Source organism: Leucobacter faecis (genome assembly GCF_054456635.2).
Genome location: NZ_JBTJEP020000008.1, coordinates 112,409 through 128,593, shown reverse-complemented (window position 1 = coordinate 128,593; position 16,185 = coordinate 112,409). Strand labels below are relative to the sequence as shown.

Annotated in this window: 14 protein-coding genes; 3 read left to right on the top strand and 11 right to left on the bottom strand. The window is 64.1% G+C overall.

Annotation, left to right across the window (positions count from 1 at the left end; genetic code table 11):
- Positions 1-99: 99 nt before the first annotated feature.
- The 10 genes from infB to ACXR2T_RS08500 all read right to left on the bottom strand — a co-directional run bounded on the left by infB (position 100) and on the right by ACXR2T_RS08500 (position 11,965).
- Positions 100-2,940 (bottom strand): translation initiation factor IF-2, encoded by a 2,841-nt coding sequence (gene infB / locus ACXR2T_RS08545; protein WP_458838389.1) that lies wholly within the window; start codon positions 2,938-2,940, stop codon positions 100-102.
- Between the two features lie 74 nt (positions 2,941-3,014).
- Entirely contained in the window at positions 3,015-3,272 is a 258-nt protein-coding gene (locus ACXR2T_RS08540) for a YlxR family protein (protein WP_458838388.1), read from the bottom strand.
- An 84-nt stretch (positions 3,273-3,356) separates the two neighbouring features.
- Entirely contained in the window at positions 3,357-4,352 is a 996-nt protein-coding gene (gene nusA / locus ACXR2T_RS08535; protein WP_458811997.1) for a transcription termination factor NusA, read from the bottom strand.
- A 116-nt stretch (positions 4,353-4,468) separates the two neighbouring features.
- Positions 4,469-5,257: a hypothetical protein gene (locus tag ACXR2T_RS08530; RefSeq protein WP_458838387.1), complete on the bottom strand. Its 789-nt coding sequence runs from the start codon at positions 5,255-5,257 to the stop codon at positions 4,469-4,471.
- Positions 5,254-6,837, bottom strand: a complete 1,584-nt coding sequence (locus ACXR2T_RS08525; protein WP_489945511.1) for an alpha/beta hydrolase — start codon at positions 6,835-6,837, stop codon at positions 5,254-5,256. The genes ACXR2T_RS08530 and ACXR2T_RS08525 overlap by 4 nt, the downstream gene beginning before the upstream one ends.
- Positions 6,838-7,091: 254 nt before the next feature.
- Positions 7,092-7,418 carry a hypothetical protein gene (locus ACXR2T_RS08520; protein ID WP_458838385.1) on the bottom strand — a complete coding sequence of 109 codons (327 nt, stop codon included), beginning with the start codon at positions 7,416-7,418 and terminating at the stop codon, positions 7,092-7,094.
- Positions 7,419-7,496: 78 nt separating this feature from the next.
- On the bottom strand, positions 7,497-7,790 hold the full coding sequence (locus ACXR2T_RS08515) for a WXG100 family type VII secretion target (protein WP_458812009.1): 294 nt from the start codon (positions 7,788-7,790) through the stop codon (positions 7,497-7,499).
- Between the two features lie 293 nt (positions 7,791-8,083).
- Complete coding sequence (locus ACXR2T_RS08510) at positions 8,084-9,874, bottom strand: proline--tRNA ligase (protein ID WP_458838384.1); 1,791 nt, start codon at positions 9,872-9,874, stop codon at positions 8,084-8,086.
- A gap of 121 nt (positions 9,875-9,995) precedes the next feature.
- Positions 9,996-10,673, bottom strand: a complete 678-nt coding sequence (locus tag ACXR2T_RS08505; protein WP_458812015.1) for a LuxR C-terminal-related transcriptional regulator — start codon at positions 10,671-10,673, stop codon at positions 9,996-9,998.
- Entirely contained in the window at positions 10,670-11,965 is a 1,296-nt protein-coding gene (locus tag ACXR2T_RS08500; RefSeq protein WP_458838383.1) for an ATP-binding protein, read from the bottom strand. Before ACXR2T_RS08500 ends, ACXR2T_RS08505 begins: the two co-directional genes overlap by 4 nt.
- 113 nt (positions 11,966-12,078) lie before the next feature.
- On the opposite strand from ACXR2T_RS08500, the gene ACXR2T_RS08495 reads away from it, so the two are divergent.
- Together ACXR2T_RS08495 and ACXR2T_RS08490 are read left to right on the top strand one after the other, a co-directional pair.
- A complete protein-coding gene (locus tag ACXR2T_RS08495; protein WP_458838382.1) occupies positions 12,079-13,491 on the top strand; it encodes a PspC domain-containing protein in 1,413 nt (470 codons plus the stop codon).
- Positions 13,491-13,751 (top strand): hypothetical protein, encoded by a 261-nt coding sequence (locus ACXR2T_RS08490; RefSeq protein WP_458838381.1) that lies wholly within the window; start codon positions 13,491-13,493, stop codon positions 13,749-13,751. The genes ACXR2T_RS08495 and ACXR2T_RS08490 overlap by 1 nt, the downstream gene beginning before the upstream one ends.
- 16 nt (positions 13,752-13,767) lie before the next feature.
- Here the strand turns inward: ACXR2T_RS08490 and ACXR2T_RS08485 are convergent, their stop codons facing one another.
- Positions 13,768-15,276 carry a sensor histidine kinase gene (locus ACXR2T_RS08485; protein WP_458838380.1) on the bottom strand — a complete coding sequence of 503 codons (1,509 nt, stop codon included), beginning with the start codon at positions 15,274-15,276 and terminating at the stop codon, positions 13,768-13,770.
- Between the two features lie 440 nt (positions 15,277-15,716).
- Between ACXR2T_RS08485 and ACXR2T_RS08480 the strand changes: the two genes are divergently transcribed.
- On the top strand, positions 15,717-16,181 hold the full coding sequence (locus tag ACXR2T_RS08480) for an Rv3235 family protein (protein WP_458838379.1): 465 nt from the start codon (positions 15,717-15,719) through the stop codon (positions 16,179-16,181).
- Positions 16,182-16,185 lie beyond the last annotated feature (4 nt).

Genomic DNA, 16,185 nt, shown 5'->3' with positions numbered 1-16,185 from the left:
CAGCGATGCCGTGAGGACACGGCAAAGGCCCGGCCAGTTCGCAAGAACTGACCGGGCCTTCAGCGTGAGTGGGAGCCGATCCGGCGCCGCACTTGAGAGTTAGCCGCGGGGCTTCTCAACCATCTCGGTGGTCTCGATCTCGTCACCCGGCTGGATGTCGTTGAACTTGCCGAGACCGATGCCACACTCGAAGTCAGTCTTGACCTCGGTGACGTCGTCCTTGAAGCGGCGCAGCGACTCGATGGCCAGGCCATCGGCGAGCACGACACCGTCGCGGATAACGCGAGCCTTGGCGTTACGCGTGATGGTACCGCTGCGCACGATAACACCGGCGATGTTGCCGAACTTCGAGGAGCGGAACACCTCGCGGATCTCGGCGACGCCCGACTGGACCTCTTCGTACTCGGGCTTGAGCATGCCCGTGAGCGAAGCCTCAATGTCATCAAGCGCGTTGTAGATGACGTTGTAGAAGCGGATGTCGATACCCTCGCGCGCTGCGCGCTCGCGAGCCTTGACGTCGGGGCGCACGTTGAAGCCGATGACGATGGCGTTGTCGATCGTGGCAAGATCCACGTCGGACTCGGTGATCGCGCCCACACCACGGTGCAGAATACGCAGCTGGACTGACTCGTCGACCTCGATCTTCATGAGCGATTCCTCGAGCGCCTCAACAGCACCCGACACGTCACCCTTGATGATGAGGTTGAGCGACTCAACCTTGCCATCTTCAAGCGCCTTCGTGAACTCTTCGAGGCTGATGCGCTTGCGTGCCTTCGCAAGCATTGCGTTGCGCTGTGCAGCCTCACGCTTCTCAGCGATCTGTCGCGCGGTGCGGTCTTCGTCGGTGACGAGGAAGGTGTCGCCTGCACGAGGCACGCTCGACAGACCCTGCACCGACACTGGACGCGACGGCGTGGCTTCCAGGACAGGATCGCCGTTCTCGTCACTCATCGCACGCACGCGGCCGTAGGCCGTGCCCGCCACGATCGCATCGCCAACGCGCAGCGTACCCGACTGGATGAGCACGGTAGCGACCGAGCCGCGACCCTTGTCGAGCTTTGCCTCAATCGCAACACCGCGAGCACCCTTGTTGGGGTTTGCACGCATGTCGAGACCAGCGTCTGCCGTGAGAAGCACTGCGTCGAGGAGCTCGGTGATACCGATGTTGCCCTTCGCCGAGACGTCACGGAACATGACGTCGCCGCCCCACTCCTCAGAGAGCAGACCAAACTCGGTGAGCTGCTGACGCACCTTGTCGGGGTTTGCACCCTCTTTGTCAATCTTGTTGACCGCAACAACAATCGGCACGCCGGCCGACTGAGCGTGGTTAAGCGCTTCAATCGTCTGTGGCATGATGCCGTCGTCTGCCGCGACCACGAGGATCGCAATGTCGGTGACCTGCGCACCACGGGCACGCATGGCGGTGAACGCCTCGTGACCGGGGGTATCGATGAAGGTCAGTGCGCGGTCAACACCGTCGTGCTCGGTGTGTACCTGGTAGGCACCGATGTGCTGCGTGATGCCGCCAGCCTCGCCACCGCCGACGTTTGCCTTACGGATCGCGTCGAGCAGGCTGGTCTTACCGTGGTCAACGTGACCCATAACGGTAACAACGGGCGGGCGGGGCTGCAGAACATCGTCGCCCTCTTCTTCGAGCTCTGCTTCGATATCGATGTCGAAGCCTTCGAGCAGCTCGCGGTCTTCGTCCTCGGGCGAGACGACCTGGATCTTGTAGCCCAGCTCGTCGCCGAGAATCTCGAACGTTGCCTCGTCGAGCGACTCGGTTGCAGTCGCCATCTCACCGAGGTGGAACAGCACGGTGATGAGGTTCGACGCGCTCGTGTTGATCTTGTCTGCAAAGTCAGAGAGCGAAGCGCCACGGCGCAGACGAATCAGCGTCGTGCCGTCGCCGCGAGGTACGCTTACGCCGCCAAGTGACGGCGCCTCGCGCATCTCGAACTCTGCGCGTTTCGCCCGCTTCGATTTGCGTGCCTTGCTCTTGGAGCCACCACGGCCGAATGCGCCAGCGGTGCCTGCGCCACGGCCGCCACGACCACGGCCAGCGAATCCACCACCGGGACGGGGACCGCCGAAGCCACCGGGACCACCCGTGCCTGCACCGGGGCCTCCGCCGGGGCGAGTGAAGCCACCGGGGCGACCGCCGCCACCGCCGGGACGACCTGCGCCGCCGGGACGACCTGCACCGGCTCCTGCACCCTGCGGGCGCGGAGCGGGACGCGGGATGTTACCCGGGTTGGGTCGACCTGCGCCGCCACCCGGGCGAGGCATGCCCTGGTTCGACGAGAACGGGTTGTTACCTGGACGGGGCGGACGGGGAATGCCCATGCCCTGGCTCGTGGCAAAGGGGTTGTTCCCGGGACGAGGCCCACCGGGCTTGGGAGCGGGCTTCGCGCCGGGCTTCGGCGCGCCTGCACCGGGCTTAGCGGCACCAGGCTTAGCGGCACCGGGCTTAGCGCCAGGCTTAGCAGCACCGGGCTTAGCAGCGGCAGGCTTAGGAGCCGCAGCGGGCTTTGCCGATGCTTCAGCTGCAGGCTTCTCTGCAGCAGGCTTCGCTGCTGCGGGTTTCGCTGCTGCGGGCTTCGCAGCGGGTGCTTCCGCGGCGGGAGCTGCAGCTGCGCCGGGCTTAGGAGCCGGCTTTGCGCCGGGCTTCGGAGCAGCACCGGGCTTCGGAGCAGCACCGGGCTTCGGGGCAGCACCGGGCTTGGGAGCGCCTGCCGCGGGCTTTGCAGCTGCGGGGGCGTCTGAGGACTGGGGGGTTGCTTCAGCAGCGAGGGCTGCCTTCACCTTGCGTGCTACCGGAGGTGCAACGCTTGACGAGGACGCTTTCACGAACTCGCCCATTTCTTTCAGCTTGGCCAGAACGACCTTGCTATCGACACCGATCTCAGCTGCGATCTCGTGTACGCGTGGGTTAGCCACTTTTCTCCTGTCTGGGTTCACGCCAGACAGGCGGGAACCAAAATTAACGGACGGGTCTCATCGTGAGCCGCTCATTAGTTGTCCATAAGTGTTTTCAGCCTGTTCTCTATAGGGCCAGCATCGGGTTTCCCCGATACGCGCAGCGCACGCGCAAATGCTGAACGCGTGACTGCTTGTTCGAAGCACTTGAGGCTGGGGTGCACCCAAGCGCCGCGCCCAGGGAGTACTGCGCGATCATCAACAGTGAGTTGATTTTCGCTCAGAACCACTCTGAGCAGATCTGTGCGTGAGGCACGTTTGCGACACGCAACACAGGTCCGAACCGGAACCATCCTACCAGCTCCCTTAAATATCCACTCACAGGCGCGTCGCATCCGCGGCACCGGCGGCCCAGCCGCCGGTGCCGCACGCGCGAACTAGTCGTTCATGATCGAATCGGGCTGGATGTCGATCTTCGCGCCCGTGAGCTTGGCGGCGAGTCGGGCGTTCTGCCCTTCCTTGCCGATCGCGAGCGAGAGTTGAAAATCGGGGACGAGCGCTCGTACCTGCTTGAGGGACTCATTGAGCATGAACACATCGGTCACCTTCGCGGGCGACAGAGCATTCGCAACGAACGCGGGCAGCTCGGGCGAGTAATCGACAATGTCGATCTTCTCGTCGCCCAGCTCGCTCATGACGGCGCGTACGCGGCTGCCCATCTCGCCGATGCAGGTGCCCTTTGCGTTAATGCCAGCCTTCTTCGCGCGCACGGCTACCTTGGTGCGGTGGCCCGCTTCGCGTGCGAGCGAAACAATCTCAACGAGGCCCTCGGCGAGTTCGGGTACCTCACGTTCAAAGAGCTTGCGCACGAGCCCGGGGTGAGTTCGCGATACGACTACCTGGGGCCCCTTGAGCCCCTTCGACACGCTGGTTACGTAGACGCGTACGCGCATACCGTGTGGATACGCCTCGCCCGGCACCTGCTCTTCAGGAGGCAGGATCGCCTCGAGATCGCCCAGGTCGACGTGCACCATGCGCTTGTTAGTTCCCTGCTGCACCACACCCGAAACGATCTGGCCTTCTTTGTCTTTGAAGGCGCCGAGCACGGCATCATCGCTCAGGTCGCGCAGACGCTGGTTGATGACCTGCTTCGCGGCGCTCGATGCGACTCGACCAAACTCATCGGTCGTAACGAAGGCTTCGCCGACGGTCTGGCCTTCTTCGTTGATCTCAGGGATCCGCACGGAAATCTGCCCCGACTTGCGGTCGAGCGTCACGCGCACATCGCTCTCACGGGGTACCGGAAGGTTCTGGTTCTCTGCGTGGCGCAGGTATGCCGACTGAATTGCCTGCTCGATAATCTCGACCAGCTCGTCGAAGGGAATCTCCTTCTCGCGCTCAATCTGTCGCAGGGTGACGAGTTCAATCTTCACAGTGCTCTCCTTCAGGTATTGAAATGTCTATTCAGCTGTGCGACCCGCGTTACACGGATCGAAGCATCTAGCTTACTTCAACTCCCCAAGGCTTACGCACCCACTTGACGCTGGCCTCAATCATCAGTGTTCTGGGCAACTTGCTCGCCCCGTCTGTCCCAATGGGGCGACATCTCAAGATGTTCTTCGTACGCAACCTCGTTCCAGGCAGGGTACGGCGGGTATTCTCCGGGCCGGATCAGCCCGTTGCCGTCTTCGTTGACGCGTTCTGGCCACCATTCAATGCCCTCGTTGCGCTCGTTCTGTTGGATGTTCCAGATCGCGTTTGACAGGGCTTCTCGGTCACCCCAGTAGACCCCTGAAAATGCCGTAAGGGTAATTTCTCCGTCCATTAGGTCTAGGGCGAGCCAAGTGCCGTCAGGCGTCGTTGTAGTGACCCTGTAGTTTCCTGGTGTGATCTCACTGTCGGTGCGCGCCGATGACCATCCGTTACTCTCCCAAAATGCTCGCGCACGGTCGATTCGGGCGTCTGAGTCAAGTACGGGTGCAAGGTCCCAAGACCGGCGGATGTAGTAGCTATTGTCTTTCTTGGCTTTGGCGCCCAGATTTCCGCCTATTTCATCGCCCGCGAGGGTCATGAAGGGGTTTGTTGTACTCGCATCAATCCACTCACCCGGCTCTAGCTGCTTCTGCGTATCTGCTACGAGATCATTGAGTGCTCGGTATCGCTCAGCGACGTTTGCAAACTGCTCGGGCAGCGAAGGTTCTACCGCTTCTTCAAAGGTGAGCCCGGCCGCGTCCAGCACAGGGGCGGGCCCTTTGGCGGCCCAAGCAGTACACCCTGCGAAGAGCACGGCCGACACCAAACAGACCCCGGCCCCGATGTACCAATTCTTGTGGTTCATCGCTTTCCTCCCATGATTTCGATGACGTTGTTCACGGTGGTCGACGACGGGTTGAGGTACCCAATCTCGTCGTCTTTCGCCACTCCGTCGAGCCCGTCTGCGACCCACTGTGCTGGGCCCCAGTCGATAGCCTCGGTGAGGTTATGCATGGTGACGCGTTTACCCTCTTCGCTCTCCTCCGATGAGAAGACGATCGCGCCCTCGAGGTCCCTCGGGTCCACCCGTGAGCGGTATCCAGGCGCGTCAACCGATGCGGACCTGAAGTGGGCAAACTTGCCGATGGGCGCAATGTTATCGCCCCGCGCATGCGTCGCGTGAATCTCGCTAACCCCGAGCTCTTCTGCTTTTGTGCCAACCGTGAGCCCAGCCGACCCCATCGTGATGTAGGCGTCTACCGAGTGCCCACCTAGCTTGAGCGCCTCGGCGGCGGTGTTAGTACCGTAGGAATGGCCGATCACGGCAAATCGGGTGAGTGGACGCGCAGCGCGGGTCGCTGAGAGGCCGTCGAGGAAGGTGGCGAGGGGCCAGCTGCCCCGTTCGGCCCGGTTCTGTGTAGCTTCTGCAGCGATCCCTGGTGCCCTGTATCCGATCCACGACACCATCGCGACGCCTACGCTTTTGTCGTGTACCTCGCGGAGCCCATCCAGCCCATCACGCATGGTGCGCACCGATGAGTTCATGCCCGACACGAGCACGCCCACCCTGCTAGCCGCGTCCAGATCGCCCACCGAGATGGCGGCGGTGACCACACCGTCGTGACTGCCGAGCATGGCAATCTGCACAATGGCATCTTTGGCAGTGACTGATTTGCGCGCTTCCTTGGCTGCGTCCTTCACAGCCACTAGGTCGCGCCGAAAGTCGGTGAGAGTCATGTCGTCGGGCGACAACCCGAGCCGCGCAAACACGTCTACCAGCTCGGCATTACCCTGCAACGCGTAGTCGATAGCGGCGCGTGCTGCACGGTCTCGCACGCTGAACGGAAGCCCGTCCAACCCGGCCAATTCGACGCAGTAGCGCTCGATGAGAGCATTCGTGTCGGTTTCAGAGGCCACAAGAGATTCCCACAGTTTTGCTACGTCAGCGGGTGTGAGCATTCCATTAAGCAGCCGTTGCACCTCGGGCGACTCCCAGGGGCGGTTCTGCGAAAGTGCTCTCGTCAAAGCCTCAACGATAGCGCCATTCGAAGCGCCAGCCCCCGGCCCCAACGCTGTCACAGCCGTTCGCGTGAGTGCACCGAGCAGCGCTCGTTCCGCGGATTCCCGCTGCGTCACGAGTTCCCGCCACCGCGTGCATGCGTGTTCGATCAGAGCTAACGCACCAGCCCATGCCCCCGCTGCCTGCGACCAGTTAAACGAATCTGCGTCGCCGCTCAGCACGGTCACGGGTTCACCGGCAGAAGCCGGCATAAACGTCGGTGGTGCGACCCGCCAATCGCTGATAAGTGGCAGCCCTTTGCGCAGCGCGATCGATTCAATTGTGTTTGCGTTCATGCGCACTTGCGCGAGCAGCTCGGCTACGTCTTGCTCAGTGAGCAGTGCCTCTGAGTGGATCGCCGCCACACTTTGCGCATACGTGTTCATCGCGAGAAGTGCCGAGGCCGCAGACTGTTCAACCAGAGAGGCACTCGTCTGTAGATGCCCGAGCCGACCCTTGACTGCCTGCACAGCGCCGCCCCGCGCCGCCGAGAGCGCTCGCGAGGCCAAGGCAGCCTGAGACTGACACGTGCTAGTGGCGTTACTCGTGTCTGAAATGAGGCCGGCCACCGCGTCGGTGTCACCCGCGCAAACGGGTGATGGTGTGGGCAGCACTCCAGCCGCCGAGATCGGTACGGCAGTCATCGAGAACCACCGCCAACGAACGCCAGCGAAGCCTGCACCGTAATGAGCGCCGAGAGCGACCCAGCCACTTCATGTTCAATGGCATCGCTCGAGTCTCGGCACGCAGACGCGCCCGCACGCACCCCTTCGACAGCCTCGGTGAGCACGGCGCAAGACACCGCGAGCGATGACATGAACTCTGCCAATCGCGCGGGCATCTCTGTCAGCCCCGAAACAGTGGGAGCCGCGGCGCGCGCGGGCCCTGCGAGCGCTTCGGCCGCGGTGTCACAAGCACTGGTACACGCATCGAACGCTGCGTCACTGAGCGCCAAGTTGTATTCCATGTCATCCCCAAACACCTTTCGTGGGTGAGGCGAGCGCCAGCGGAGAAAGCACGCACCCCACCCACAAGCTGTAAAGCCCTAGTTGATGCGCGCGGCAATCTGTGCGTCCATGTCACGCATTGCAGTAGCGGTCTGCGTGAGAAAAGTCTGAATTTCGGTCAGCTTAGCGATCACCGTGTTCGCGCTTGTCGTGTATTCGGTGTACGCCTCGTTGAACCTGCCCGACGCTTGATCCGTCACAAATCCTGACCCCACCAGCGTGCTAATGAGCTGCTGCATCTGCTGGAGTTTTTGCGTGATCTCATCGCGACCGGTGCCGAGCTGTGTGCTTGCTTGCTCCATCTCGGCATACGAAACGTTGATATTAGCCATGGTGAATCCCCCTCGATTCGCTCCCGCTGGGCCGCTTCGCCCGCGGTGATTGCGACCGAACTGGCCGCGTAGCAAGCACCATAGCCCGATAAACACCTGCAAAACCGACCGGGCACCAATCTGTGGATAACTTCGCAGGTGTCGCCGATCCGGAGCCCCTGTGGACGCCTCGAACGGAAGATGACTCGAGAGCGAGCCACTGGGCCCCAAACGCGATACGGGGGCCCGGGCTCATTATGAGCCCGGGCCCCCGTCCACACGCCGTCTGAAGAACGGCGAACAGCGCCTAGCGCCTACGCAAACAACGCCGGAATTTCGGCGATCGCAACCTTCTCCTTGACCCCGGTGCTGCGGTCCCACACCTCGGCGAGGCCCTCAGCAGCGTCACGCCCCACGACAACCACGCGAGGCACACCAATCAGCTCAGCGTCGCCAAACTTAACGCCGGGCGAAACCTTGGGACGGTCGTCGAACAACACCTCGACGCCCGAGCCCTCGAGCGTTGCTGCGAGCGTCCCAGCGGCCTCGAAGATCGCCGGGTCCTTGCCCGTGGCCACCAGGTGCACATCAAACGGCGCCACCGACTTGGGCCAGATTAGGCCGCGGTCGTCGTGGTTCAGTTCGGCGAGAATCGCCATGATGCGAGTGACACCGATGCCGTACGAGCCCATCGTGACGGTAACAAGTTTGCCGTTCTCGTCGAGCACCTTGAGACCGAGCGCCTCGGCGTACTTGCGGCCGAGCTGAAACACGTGTCCGATTTCCATGCCGCGTGCTGTTTCGATGGGGCCAGACCCGTCGGGGGCGGGGTCGCCGTCGCGCACCGAAGCGATATCGATCACGCCGTCGGCGGTGAAGTCGCGGCCTGCCACGAGGTGGGCAACGTGCTTCTCGGCGACGTTGGCGCCCGTGACCCAGCTCGTGCCCGGCACGATGCGGGGGTCGAGCAGGTAGCGCACGCCGGTCTCAGACTCGACACCGAGTACCGCAGTCGTTGATCCGTCGGCTGCGACGCGCGCGGCACCAATGTAGCCAGCGACGAGACCGGGGTGCTTGGCCAGGTCGCCAGCATTCGCGGGCTCAATGTCACAGCCCGGGAACGCGACTTCAGCGCGCTTCAGGTCTGCGTCACGATCGCCAGGAATGCCGACGACAACGATCTCGCGCTCACCCGCGTGCTCCCCCGCGGTGGGCGTGATGGCGAGCACCACGTTTTTGAGCGTGTCTGCGGCGTTCCACGCGCGACCGTCCACGCGCGGCAGCACTGCGTTCGTGTGCGCGACGAGCGTGTCGATCGTGGGGGTGTCGGGCGAATCGTAGACAACTGCGGCGGGCTGTCCCTCGATCGGCAGCGCCTCGGGAACGGGCGTCACATAGGCCTCGACGTTGGCGGCATAGCCGCCCGCCGAGCGCACAAACGTGTCTTCACCGATCGCGGTCGGCAGCAAGAACTCTTCGCTGCGAGAGCCGCCCATGGCACCGGCGTCGGCCGACACAATGACGTATTCGAGCCCCAGGCGCGCGAAGATGCGCTCGTAGGCATCACGCTGTTTCTGGTAACTAGCGGCCAGTCCCTCGTCGGTCACATCGAACGAGTACGCGTCTTTCATCGTGAACTCGCGACCACGCAGCAGGCCGGCGCGGGGGCGCGCCTCGTCGCGGTACTTGTCTTGAATCTGAAACAGCGACAGCGGCAGGTCCTTGTACGAGGTGACAATATCCTTCACCATCACGGTGAAGGCCTCCTCGTGGGTCGGTGCGAGCAGGTGATCGGCGCCGTGACGATCTTGTAGGCGGAAGAGCGCGTCTCCGTACTCCTCCCAGCGGCCCGTCGCTTCGTAGGGCTCGCGCGGCAGCATCGCCGGGAAGTGCACCTCGTGTGCGCCCGCCGCGAGCATCTCCTCGCGCACAATCTGCTCAAGTTTGCCCTTCACACGCAGGCCCAGCGGCATCCAGCCGAAGACGCCCGGCGACTGCCGTCGAATGTAGCCGGCGCGCACCAGCAGCCGGTGGCTGGCGACCTCGGCGTCTGAGGGGTCCTCACGAAGAGTCTTCAGGAAGTAGTTGCTGAGCCGTGTAATCACCCCACCATCGTAGCGCGCGCCGGATCAGTCACCAGCTCACGTCTCACCCCGCGGTCGAAGCTCATACTCGCCCGCGGTCGAGCCCCCGTGCGAGTGCCCGCGCGAGTGCCCGCGCACTCTGTTACAACAGGCGCCGCGACAGCGCCCACGCCGTGAGTTCGTGCCTGTTCGAAAGCTGCAGCTTGCGCAGCACCTTTGACACGTGCGTTTCGACAGTTTTGACCGAAAGAAAAAGCTCTGCTGCTACTTCTTTGTACGCGTAACCGCGCGCGATCATGCGCATCACCTCTTGTTCTCGGGCAGACAGCCGGTCGAGTTCGTCGTCTGCCGCAGCGGTTTCGCCACCGCCCACACCAAACGCGTCGAGCACGAACCCCGCGAGCCTCGGCGAAAACACCGCGTCGCCGCCGTGTACGCGCTGCACGGCGCTCGTCACCTCGGCGCCAGACGAAGTTTTCGTGAGGTACCCGCGGGCACCGGCACGAATCACGCTCACGACGTCGTCGGCCGCGTCTGAAACGCTCAGCGCGAGAAACCGCGTCACGCTGTGGGTCGACCCCGTGGCGAACGCGCGCGCCACTTCGGCCCCGCCGCCGCCGTCACCACCGGGCAGGTGCACGTCGAGCAGAACGACATCGGGCCCAAGTGCGGTGATAGAGGCGATGGCTTCGTCAACCGTGGCTGCTTCGCCCACCACGTCGAGTTCGTCACCGAGCGATGCTCGAAGCCCGGTTCTGAAGATCTCGTGATCGTCAACGATCACGACGCTTATGGGGGTAGCCTCTGTGTGCTCGCTCATGCATGCTCCTCGCTGTCGTGTGTGGTGTGTGCCGGATCGCGCGCCACCGACAGTCGCACTGTCGTGCCGGCGCCGCCCGGCCCGGGTCTGATCGAGGCTGTGCCAGACGCCCGCTCGATGCGCCCCAGAATTGACTCGCGTACGCCCATGCGTCCCTCGGGTAGAGCTCCGACGTCGACCCCCGGGCCGCGATCGGTGACATCGATTGAGATGCGCTCTCGGGTGGTCTCGAGGTAGACGGTGACGCTACCGCCCGCGTGACGTGCTGCGTTGAGCATGGCTTCGCGCGCCGCAGCGATGAGCGGCTCGGGCGCGATCACCGTCTCGCCGACCGTGATCACCTCGAATTGGGCCGCGAACGTGGCCTCGAGCGCTGCAGCGTGCGTACGCAGCTCGGTTTCTGCGCTCTCGCGCGGCGCAGCAGTGCCGCCGTCCGCGCCGCGAAACAACCACTCGCGCAGCTCACGCTCCTGGCGCCTGGCGAGTCGAGCAACCTCGCTACTCGGAGCTGACCGCTGCTGAATGAGCGCGAGCGTTTGCAGCACCGAGTCGTGCAGGTGGGCGGCGATGTCGGCGCGCTCGGCTTCACGAGCGTTCGCCGCGCGCTCTGCGATCAGTTCTCGGTTGAGCCGCAGCGCCCAGGGTGCAAGCGCTAGCGCAACGCCGGTAAGCACCGCCAACGCTGCGGCGATCACCGTCCACGCGCTGGGTTGCCGCGCGGTCACGAAGAACATGAGTACACCGACCGCAACGAGCGTGAGCGCACCGAGCACACGCGGCAATACGTGCCGGTCAGGGTGCCCACGGTCGGCAATCTGCCACCACGCGAGCCCGACGCCCACGAGCACCGCGAGCGCCGGCAGCACGAGCTCAAGGTTGATGCTCACCCCGGCGCGATCGAGCACCAGCCCGAGCCCCGCAATGAGCAAGCTCACCCCGAGCAGTAGCTCGGCGACGGGCCAGCGACGCCGTACCGTCGCTGCGCGCTGAGCCGGCCGCGCCGGCCCCGTGGTCTCGCTGCTCAATGGGCTTGCGGGCGCCACGTCGCCTGCGACCACGGCAGCGCTCGGCGTGAGCGCTCGCTTCATCGGCGGTGGGCTTTCGGATGCTGCGGCAGGCACTGTCACCCAGAACCAGGCGTACAGCAGCACCCCAAACCCGCCACAGAGCGCGAGCCCGACCATGATCGCGCGCACGGTCGTGAGCGACACCCCCAGGTGCGCGGCAAGCCCTGCGCACACGCCAGCAAGCAAGCTCTCTTGCCTCGGGCGCACGAGCGGGGGTCTGTTCATGTTTCTATCAAAGCAGCATCTACCGACACCGGCGGCCCCGCGCCGTAAATCTCAGGGTCGGGTCAGGGTGAACCCCGATGGTGCCGGGGCCAACACTCAACGAGACTTGAACCATGACTTCTCAACCCGACCCCTCATCGCAGCAGGGCACCGGATTCTTCGGCTGGCTGCGCGACCTCGGCGTGCAACGCGGGGGTGACCGGTGGCTCGCGGGCGTGGCGAGCGGCCTAGCCACTCGCGCGGGCATCGACCCGCTCATTGTGCGCGGCATCTTCGTCGTGCTCGGCATTTTTGGCGGCCCCGCCGTGTTGGCGTACGTGGCGGGTTGGCTGCTGCTACCCGACAGCACGGGCAAGATTCACCTCGAAGATATTGTGCGCGGTCGCGCCAGTTCGGGTGTCATCACCGCGGCCATCATCGCTGGCGCCGTCATCGTACTGCCGGTTATTCTCTTCGGCATTACTTCTGTCGGCGGCGTGCTCGGTCTCGGTCTCAACTTGGGAGCGGGCGGTCTGGGGGACGTCTTCGGTCTGCCCGGCTGGCTCACGGCTACCTTCGCCTGGCTGTTTTGGCTCGCCGTAGTGATCGCGGGCGGGTTCTGGCTGCGGCACTGGCTCATCCAGCGCGGGCGGGCACAGGCTACCGGATCGGCCGAGAGCCTCAGTGACAACATCAATCACCACGCAGAACGATTTAGCGCCCAAGCGAACAAGATCGGCGATCAGGCCGGGCGCTGGAGCCAGGAGGCGGGCGAGCGAGTCGACGCGTGGAGTGCCCGCCTTGCCACCGAGCACGATGCACGAAAGATTGGCGCGGGCCACGTCTTGATCACTCTCGCATTCGCGCTGTTGGCGGCGGGCCTCGCCGCGTTTCTCACGCTGCAAACCGGGTTCCAGTTCACTGCCTCCGGCTCCACGGTGGCCGCGTTCGCCGCCCCCCTGGTTGCCGCGATCATCGCGGCGCTCGCGGTACTCGCGCTCTCGCTCATCGTGGCTGGCCTGCGCGGTAGGCACGTGGGCGTGCTTGGATTCTTGTCATTCTGTGGTGTCGTCGCGCTGCTCATCACCGCGGTGCTGCCGTGGGGCACCAGGTTTCAGCCGGTCGGAGAAATGCTCGTTGACGGCCGCAGCGCCCCCGGCGCGGTCAACATCGTGGGCAACGTCGAACTGGGTCTCAGCGACCTCGACCGCCACACTCAACACCGCGTCAATCTCGACGTGTGGCAGGTCGCTGGAGACGTCAATGTGACGCTGCCTGCGAGCATGCCCACAGTGCTCGAGGTGCGCATGCTCGCCGGCCGCATCAACGAGCAGACCGCCACGTCTAACGGCTCTGACGTGCAAGATCGCAGCACCTCGGGCCCCTTTATTAGCCGCAGAATCGGAGTGAATCTCGCTCCCCGAGCAACCGTAGATTCCCCGGGCAACGCGAGCCGCGTGACCGTGACGGTGCTCGCGGGCACCGTCGATGTCACTCACCCTGAACTGTCACAGATGCAGCAGTGGCTGCGCCAGGAGACGAACTAATGACCGCACCGCAGGAGCCAGACCAGGCCCCCTCACCCGCATCAGCAGAGCCTGCTCAGCCCGCCGCACACACTGGCCCGCGCACAAGCCCCATCATCTGGGGCGCGCTGATACTCGCGTTCTGCGGCTATATCACCCAGCGCAGCTTCGGCGGAGCTGGCCTCGACGGCAGCTGGTGGATCATCGCCACCGTAGTAGGCCTCGGCCTACTACTGCTCGGAGTCGGCCTCACGGTGATCTTGCGCGGCCGCGGCCGCTGATCCGGAGCGAAAAACGCTACTGCGGAATACGCGGAATCTCGCGCGTTTGGGCGGCGATCCAGTGCAGCGGGATCTGGATCGCGACGCGCGTACCGCCGCGGGCATCCGGGCCCCAGGTGATGCTGCCGCCGAGCTCTCCCTCGATGAGGGTGCGCACGATCTGCGTGCCGAGGCCGTCACCGACGGTGCCGCCGGGCAGGCCCGTGCCTGTGTCGATCACCTCGACAACGAGGCGATCTTCGGTGCGATCGGCTGTGATGTAGACATCGCCCTCGCGGCCCGCGAGGCCGTGCTCGACCGCGTTCGTGACGATCTCGGTGAGCGCGAGCGCGAGCGGGGTCGCGTATTCAGAGGGCAGCTCGCCAAAGGAGCCCTCCTTGTGGGGGTGCACAGTCGTGCCGTGCAGGCTCGCCACCTCGGCGGCGAGCCCCAGCACCCGGTCAAATACGACGTCAAAGTCCACGATCTGCGACAGGCCCGTCGAGAGCGTGTCGTGCACGACCGCGATCGCGGCGACGCGACGCATCGCCTGCCCGAGCACCTCTTTGGCCTCCTCGCTGCGCGCACGCCGCGCCTGCACGCGCAAGAGCGACGCCACGGTCTGCAGGTTGTTCTTCACGCGGTGGTGAATCTCGCGAATCGTCGCGTCTTTGGTGATGAGCTCCTGCGCCTGCAGTCGCAGGTCAGTGACGTCGCGGGTGAGCACGATACCGCCGACCCTGGTACCGTCTTCGATCACCGGAATCGAACGCAGCGCGACCGTGCGGCCGCGCGCATCGATCTCGACGCGCTTCGAGATCTTGCCCTGCGCAACGAGCGGCAGTGACTCGTTCGTGTCGAACTGGCCCTTGACGATTTCGGCGATGACCTCGCTAAAGTTCTCGCCTTCGATCTCGTCGCGAAACCCGAGCGCGTTGAACGTGGTCTGAGTGTTGGGGCTCGCGAACGTGGCGACGCCCTCGAGGTCGAGTCGTACGAGACCGTCTGAGGCTCGTGGTGCGCCCTGTTCGCCGCCGCGCGAATCAAGGTGGGCGGGGAAGAGCCCCGTGCGAATCATTGCGAACAGCTCGCTCGACACCTCGTAGAACGCCGCGCCGATGCGTGACGCCTTCTGTGTGTCAACAACGCTGGAGTGACGCGTGACGACGGCGAACGGGCCTCGAATCCCCGTGTCGTCGGTGCGGCTCACAGAGTAGGCGGTGAGGCGCATCGGGTTTTCTTCGAACCACGCGGGTGACGTTGATTCGACCGGCTCCCCCGTGACCATCGCTTCATCGACCAGTTCGCGCCAGTCGGGGCGCAAGAAATCACCGATCACATCGCGGTAGAACAGTGTTACCGAGCCGGCTGGGCGCGAGTGTGCGATCGCGAGGTAGTCGCCGTCTTTGGTCGGCGCCCACAGCACGACGTCACTCAGGGCCAGATCTGCGAGCAATTGCAGATCAAGCGAGAGCGTTTCAAGCCACTCGATTTCTGGCTCGTCGAGGGTCGAATACTTGGTCGCAAGGTTACGCAAAGTCGCCACAGCTTAAGCGTAGAGCACCCCGCTTACAGCGGAGAGCAATCCTGCGTTCGTGTCGCGGTTCGTGTCGCGGCTCGCGCTTCCCGGCTGGACCGTATGGGCCGTATGGGCCGTATGGGCCGCCTAGGCCTACGAGGTTCGACATCATACGTCGTATCGGACTGGATTTCGATCAACAAAACACGTCAAAATTGGTGAGTGCGCCGTGTTTGCTTGACGAGTGTAAGTAAACGAATTCTATGGTTGGTTCTCACACCACACCCCGCCGCTTCAAGATCAACGAGCGATCGCGCGGAGGAAGCACAAGGGGTCTCGAATTCAAGGGGGAAACCATGTCGCAGGCCCTGCGCACAACTCGGCCAACACGGCCAACTCGCGAGTTAGCTCGCGAGTTAGCTCGCGAGCTAGCTCGCGAGTCAGCTCACAAACCAGAAGAAACGACAATGCCCGCTTCTTCACCCGCAGCGTCGCCCGCCGCGGCCCAACCGCCGCCGCGCCACCTCCGCCGCGCCGAAAACCCAGACCTGCACTTCAACGAGGTCGCGTTCGACACGAGTGAGTCCACCGACGTGCCCGCGCCAGAACCGAAGGTGATTCAAAAGCTGGCGCTCTACGCGTTCGAAGCGCTCGAGGGTGTGCGCTCGGTCGCGCAGCTGGCGGGCTGGGTCACTCCGGCTGTTGCCACCGCGCTTCAAAACCGTCGCGCGGCTCGCACCGAGCGGCGCACACTGTACAGCGACCACCGGCGAGTCGTTGCGACTCCCGGCCCGGTACACATAGACCGACCTGTGCCGCATGTCATCGAGGCAGCGCTGTCACTACATGCCGTTCCACGCACACTGCCGGTTGCGATGCGGCTTGAACATCGCAACCGGCAGTGGCAGATCACCGAATTGGTGGTGATGTGACAGC

Bases quoted from the DNA above. Each gene is read 5' to 3' on its own strand.
- ACXR2T_RS08530 (WP_458838387.1), bottom strand. From the start codon at position 5,257: ATGAACCACAAGAATTGGTACATCGGGGCCGGGGTCTGTTTGGTGTCG.
- ACXR2T_RS08490 (WP_458838381.1), top strand. From the start codon at position 13,491: ATGACCGCACCGCAGGAGCCAGACCAGGCCCCCTCACCCGCATCAGCA.
- ACXR2T_RS08500 (WP_458838383.1), bottom strand. From the start codon at position 11,965: ATGAACAGACCCCCGCTCGTGCGCCCGAGGCAAGAGAGCTTGCTTGCT.
- ACXR2T_RS08520 (WP_458838385.1), bottom strand. From the start codon at position 7,418: ATGGAATACAACTTGGCGCTCAGTGACGCAGCGTTCGATGCGTGTACC.
- ACXR2T_RS08525 (WP_489945511.1), bottom strand. From the start codon at position 6,837: ATGAACACGTATGCGCAAAGTGTGGCGGCGATCCACTCAGAGGCACTG.
- ACXR2T_RS08540 (WP_458838388.1), bottom strand. From the start codon at position 3,272: ATGGTTCCGGTTCGGACCTGTGTTGCGTGTCGCAAACGTGCCTCACGC.
- ACXR2T_RS08515 (WP_458812009.1), bottom strand. From the start codon at position 7,790: ATGGCTAATATCAACGTTTCGTATGCCGAGATGGAGCAAGCAAGCACA.
- ACXR2T_RS08495 (WP_458838382.1), top strand. From the start codon at position 12,079: ATGACTTCTCAACCCGACCCCTCATCGCAGCAGGGCACCGGATTCTTC.
- ACXR2T_RS08480 (WP_458838379.1), top strand. From the start codon at position 15,717: ATGCCCGCTTCTTCACCCGCAGCGTCGCCCGCCGCGGCCCAACCGCCG.
- ACXR2T_RS08505 (WP_458812015.1), bottom strand. From the start codon at position 10,673: ATGAGCGAGCACACAGAGGCTACCCCCATAAGCGTCGTGATCGTTGAC.